The 5,944-nt window shown below is 39.0% G+C and carries 4 protein-coding genes and 1 pseudogene; all 5 read right to left on the reverse strand.

Going from position 1 to position 5,944, the window contains the following annotated elements; all coding sequences use genetic code 11:
* Positions 1-189 precede the first annotated feature (189 nt).
* Complete coding sequence (locus HMPREF2697_RS05520) at positions 190-942, reverse strand: response regulator transcription factor (RefSeq protein ID WP_002886759.1); 753 nt, start codon at positions 940-942, stop codon at positions 190-192.
* A gap of 202 nt (positions 943-1,144) precedes the next feature.
* Entirely contained in the window at positions 1,145-3,727 is a 2,583-nt protein-coding gene (locus HMPREF2697_RS05525) for an SH3 domain-containing protein (RefSeq protein ID WP_070849923.1), read from the reverse strand.
* A gap of 640 nt (positions 3,728-4,367) precedes the next feature.
* Positions 4,368-5,060, reverse strand: coding sequence for a DUF6287 domain-containing protein (locus tag HMPREF2697_RS05535; RefSeq protein ID WP_070849925.1), 693 nt, complete (start codon positions 5,058-5,060; stop codon positions 4,368-4,370).
* A 134-nt stretch (positions 5,061-5,194) separates the two neighbouring features.
* Positions 5,195-5,581, reverse strand: coding sequence for a helix-turn-helix domain-containing protein (locus HMPREF2697_RS05540; RefSeq protein ID WP_002886754.1), 387 nt, complete (start codon positions 5,579-5,581; stop codon positions 5,195-5,197).
* Between the two features lie 260 nt (positions 5,582-5,841).
* Positions 5,842-5,944 (reverse strand): annotated as a pseudogene (locus tag HMPREF2697_RS10675) (IS200/IS605 family transposase); the annotation flags it as partial.

Here is a 5,944-nt window from a genome sequence, read left to right on the forward strand (position 1 = left end):
GGATAACTACAATTAGAGCTGATAGGATACCAATAAGTTTACTTGTATTTTTCATGAGTGAGATTCCTTTTCTGATAATTTACGAGATTATTATAATATATAGAAAGCTAAATTTTTCATTGAAGTCATAAACAGTCGTTTTTTCGTCATAATCAGAAAATAACATTTAAAATAAAAATACTATATACATCAAACTGCCATGGATTTTGGAACAAGCATCTTAGCAACAATCTCTTTTTGTTTAGCTTTCGAAACCAAGCATGACTCTCCGTTTTCAAAATAAATAACACCTAATTCTTTGTCCAATCTCACAATGTTTTCGGGATTTACAACAAATGATTTATGGCATTTATATAGTCTGCAATCTTGTTTTACAACTTTTGATAATTGACCATAGAACTCAATTTGCTCTTCTGTTGTATGAAGAATTACCTTATGAACCGTTGGAGATGTTTCAAAATAGAGAATCTTATGAAAAGGAACTTGTATAGTTGCATTCTTTGTATCTATAGTAAAAGCACACTCTATTTGGCTCAGACCATTTTTAGAAAGTGCTAATCCAATATCAGAAATAATCCTATCTTCATATTCAATATCAGGCAAATTCTTGTCAATAAAATCAAGTGCAGCTAAGCGATACTGAAAGGTTGAAGGTAGGAGTTCGGGATGTGCTGTGATGAAAACAATACTTGCATACGGATCTCGCTCACGAATCTGTTGAGCAACCAATATTCCCCCTTCGACATCACTGTCAGATCCAATATCTAGAAAAAACAGTAAATGCGAGCCCCTTTCCGTAATACGCTCTAATAATTGATTGGGTTTATCGTATAAATCAACCTTCCCAATTCTTAAAATATATATTTGTTTAGACTTGTGGATAGCATCCTCAAGACGAGCTTGTTGAAAATAATCTTCTTCTAAAACAAAAATATCTAACATAATTGAACACCTCTAATTACAACATACTTATTCTATAACTTAAGATGCTAGTTACTCATAGAACGAATCCTATACTTTCACCTTGATTTTATAACTTTCGCTAATTTACAGCAAATGTTTCTAAAGCATATTGAACAATATATTGATTCAACTCTTGAAACTAAAAAAACACCACCCTCAAAAGAGAGTGATGTTACAACTCTTAAGAAATATCCACATAGCGTCTTGCACCACTATAAGTCGTATAAGATAACCATGTGTGTCCATCGGCTGTAAGGACCTTGTCATAGCGAACGGACATGCCTTTATCATAGTAGGCTAACTCTGGACTAGCAACACTTGGTTGAGCCTTGATAGAGCTAGGTTTGGTAAAGGTATAAGTACCAGTTGCAGCTAGGCTTGGACTTGCTGGTTGAGCAACTGCTGTTGCCTTACCATCAATAGCAATGTAACGACGGTTGCCTCCATGGCTAACATAAGAGAGCCATGTGTGACCATCTGCAGTCACCAATCTGTCATAGTTAACGGACATACCAGTATCATAGTAAGCCAACTCTGGACTCGCTACACTTGGTTCTGCTTTAATGCTAGAGCGTTCTTTGAAAGTATAGGTACCAGATGATGGTGTACTTGGTTGAACAGGTTGTTCTACAGGTTTAGTCACACTCGTTGGTGCGATAGCCACATAGAAACGATGTCCTGAATAGCTGAGATAAGAAAGCCATGTATAGCCATCATTATTGACAACCTTGTCATAGTTGACTGACATGCCAGCATCGTAGTAGCTAACATCTGGGTTGGCTACCAAAGGTTGAGTCTTGATGCCAGTACGAGCGGTAAAGGTATATGAACCTGAAGCTGGAAGATTGTGGCGAGTTGCATTTTGAACTGGAACAGTTGTACTAGTGCCTCCGATACCTACCATTTTACCATCTTGGACATAGTAGAGATGGACAATGTATTCACCTGCTTCAGCCTTATGGTCACTAACATTGATACGAACCTTGTAGCTACCATCACTTTGTCTGCTAGCTTGGTGCCATACAAGGTCGTCTTGGCCGTCTTTAGCTGTCCAAACTGGAACACTTACGCCTTGAATAGCCTTGTCACCACCAGAAACATTAGTGATATGAACGTCAAAACCGAGGTTAGAGAGGTTTTCAATATTGATAGTACCGCTTGGTTTGCTTTCTTGTTGAGCAAGTTTAGCCACGGCTACATAACGTCGGTTGCCATTGTAGCTGAGGTAAGAAAGCCATTCATAACCATCACCACTGACAATCTTGTCATAGTTGACTGACATACCAGCAACGTAGTAGGCTAACTCTGGACTTGCCACACGAGGTTCTGCCTTAATGCCAGTGCGTTCTTTGAAGGTGTAAGTTCCTGAGTCAGGAAGGCTATAGCTAGTAGTTGTATGAGTTTCTTCAACCTTGGCAGGAACTGTGTAAGTTGTGCCACCAACACCAACCAATTTACCATTAGTTTCAACATAGTAAAGATGAACATTGTAGAGACCACGTTCATTCTTGTGGTCAGTTAGACTGACGTTAACTTTGTAGTTACCGTTGTTAAGACGAGTCGCATTGTACCAGATGATATCATCTTGACCATTCTTTTCAGACCAGATTGGAACAGATACCCCGAGGACACCGTTTTGGTCTGAAACATTACTGATAACTACACTAAAGTCACCATTGTCATGGCTTTCAATAGCGATATCGCCTCTTGGTTTAGCTACAGCCTCTGCAACAGCACCTAAGTCGACGTAACGACGAGTACCACTGTACGAAGTGTAAGAAATCCAACGGTGGTTGTCCGCAAGCAAAGATCTATCGTAGTTGACTGACATACCTGGATCAAAATTGAACTCAGTCTTAGCAGTCAAGCTAGGTTGGTTCTTCACATCTGCAGGTTTAGTGAAGTAATAAGTACCACGCTCAGGGATGGTTTCATCTCTAGTCGCTTCAGTGGTGCTACTAGTATTTTCGGCCTTCAAAGCTGCGATATCAGCGTAGTAGCGTTCATAGTCATAACCAATATAAGAAATCCATTGGTGATTATCTCTCTTCAAAACCTTATCATAGATAACATGGTCACCTGCACTAAAGACGAAAGTAGGTTTGATATCCATGACTGGAGCTGTACGAATTTCAGTTGTGCGACGGAAATAAAAAGTACCGTTTGATGGAATATCAAGAGGACCATCAGCAGTCACAGGACCATCTACACCTGGCTGACTAGCATTAGTTAAGACAGTACGAAGACTAGTATCGACAGCTTCACGGTCAGTAGGTCTAACTTCCACTGCTTCTGACATCGCTGAACGGTCAGTTTCACTAGCTACTTCAGAGCTAGCTACTGATGACACTTCAGAACGTGGGCTAGCCACCTCTGAGCTCGCAACAGAAGCAACAGCAGATGCAGAATAGGCAACCTCTGCCGGTACTTCCAAAGAAGCAGTCTCGCTAGCCACTACACTACTAGCTTCAGAAGAAGCAACTTCACTGCTGGCAAGCTTAGGTCTTGGCACTTCTGATCTTGAAGCTGGTTGATTGAGAACATCGCTAACAGCTTCTGAAGTTACTTGGTCAATTTGGGGTGCCTCAGAATTATTTACAGTAACTTCATAGTCCGTGATAGAACCTGTGCTACTGGCCTGTTCCTGAGCCAAAGCATGTCCACCAAGCATCAAGCTCGCACCAATCAAGACTGATGCAGCTCCAAAAGAATATTTACGTATTGAGTAACGTTGACGTTCCTTAAAAACATATGCCTTTCTCATTTTGATCACTCTCACTTTCTAGGCTGTTTAATAAGAATTGGAACCGTTTTCACATTTCTATTATACCTCTTTGAAATATTTTTTACAATTATTTCAATATTATTACTAAACTTTATTTTGTAGAAAATTGATAGTTAATTCTTTCAGATAACTATAATTAAGAAAAGCCCAAAGGGCTACCTGAGGGCTTTTGCTACATCTAATTCCTTGACACATTAAGCAAATCTGAATAGATTAATTAATTCATTCTGGGTTGATTTGACTATAGGTATCAATCTAGTCTAACTATGATTCATCATAGATGTATTCTTCTAAATGTTCAGTCACTGTAATCTCATCGCAGGAGCTAACATTTTGAAAGTCCTTAATGTAAACAATTTTATACTGATTTGGTAGAAGTAATGGAAAGGCAATTGGCTTACCATTCTTACACACGCGAAACATCTGAAGGCTATCTGTTACGTTACTAATAAAGACAAACGGAAACAAATGAGGACTGGGAGAATCCAAATAGTGATAGGTCCCCTTTAAGGTACCACTAGTACTTCTCACTTCTCCATGTTCTTTTTGAGACATTTTTAAAGCGTATTCCTTCTACTACTTGTAATTTCCTTTTCTTAAGTACCGAGGGACAATACCATTAATCTAATTTATTGTAAACATGCATCCGACCATATATCGCATCAGAACCGAAACGAATCTGTCCATTACTATCAAAGAAAATTGGGTCACTGGTTGGTCCATCATTATGAGCAAAACCTGCTACATAACCGCCATCTTGAGCAAAACCATTAAAGAGCTGACTACTTGTATCACTATAACCACTTTCAGCACCAACACGGGTTACACTACCGGATGGGGATACTGTAATTGTGTCCCCTAGGTCATTTTGATAGGTACCAGCAACACTAGAGAAATCACCATTAGCCATTGCCGTAGCATCAACTACTGTGGTAGCTGGTGTTTGTTCCGCTGAAGCAGCTGGTTGTTCTGTAGGAGTTCCTTGATTTACTCCGGCTGTTTCTTCACTAGGATTTGTTGGGGCAACTTCTTGTTGAGTAGATCCAGCAACATTTCCGGCTGATGGTTGTGAATTCTTTTCTCCAGAGGTTTCTTTTGAGACTTCTTCTGAACTAGAAGATTTTGTCTTTTTCTCAGACTTCTTCGATTTTTCTTTTGAAGATGGTTTTGTCGATTTCACTTTCTGACTAACCTTACTAGAGCTCGATGTTAATGTGGCTTCCTTCTTGTTATTACCACATGCACCAAGTAATAGAACGGAAGTTAAAGCGAGTGCGGTTAAAGTTGTGAAACGTTTTGTAGCAGGTTTCATAATAATTCTCCTTAATACTCTATTTTAGACTGTGTCATTTTCAAAAATCTTGATGAATAAGTTATATTCTTTAGTTCTTCTTATGAATCTAATATACTGCATATTTTAAAAAAAAAGGACACGTATGTCCTGCTCTATTCTTTCATAGCATCTCTCATTTTCTCTGACATGATGTCAGCTAAAGAGGTATCTCCTAATAATCTAGCCAGCTTTTCGTCTAGTTTCATTAGGTTATTTGGCTTATCTAAACTAGTCGCATGCATCAATTGATATTTGAGATTGAGGTATTCTACCGGCAACTTTGAGCCTATAGCTCTCTCTCCAAGCAATTCCGATAAAGATATATTCAGACGTCTTGCCAAGTGCTCTAAGGTTTCTAGTTTAGGTTGAGACTTCCCTGTCTCTATACGTGTCAATTGTCGTACTGATAAAACCTCATCCCCTTCACAAAATTTTTCTTTAGTGAGTCCTTGTGCTAATCTCAACTCTCTTAACCGATGACCAAAGTCTTGTCCAAACATCGCTAGCTCCCTATTACTTGAAACTATTATAATTTTTATGATTTGTAATAGTATACCACCCAATATTCACTATTTCAATTGTGAAATGAAAAATAATTATTACTTTCAATACCGCTTACAAGTCAAAACCACCCGTGAGAACAGGTGGCTTGCTCTTCGGCTGAAAGCCTCTGCTACCGGCCGAGGCCTAAAGGCCTACCGAATGGTTCCCCTTCAGCACCACCTTTGCTAGCTGACCCGAATAGCGGGTCTCTTTAAGATTACTTTCTTTTATTATTCTCACCTGTAAACGGATCATACTCCTCAAAAAGACTGAGCTAATCTGCTATCACGTCTTCTTGTAATTGATTACGAATATATTCT

It is taken from the genome of Streptococcus sp. HMSC064D12 (assembly GCF_001837205.1).
Lineage (GTDB): Bacteria > Bacillota > Bacilli > Lactobacillales > Streptococcaceae > Streptococcus > Streptococcus salivarius_D.

What these genes read in the sequence shown, in the direction of transcription:
- HMPREF2697_RS05520 (WP_002886759.1), bottom strand. Translation starts at nt 942, where the DNA reads ATGTTAGATATTTTTGTTTTAGAAGAAGATTATTTTCAACAAGCTCGT.
- HMPREF2697_RS05525 (WP_070849923.1), bottom strand. Translation starts at nt 3,727, where the DNA reads ATGAGAAAGGCATATGTTTTTAAGGAACGTCAACGTTACTCAATACGT.
- HMPREF2697_RS05535 (WP_070849925.1), bottom strand. Translation starts at nt 5,060, where the DNA reads ATGAAACCTGCTACAAAACGTTTCACAACTTTAACCGCACTCGCTTTA.
- HMPREF2697_RS05540 (WP_002886754.1), bottom strand. Translation starts at nt 5,581, where the DNA reads ATGTTTGGACAAGACTTTGGTCATCGGTTAAGAGAGTTGAGATTAGCA.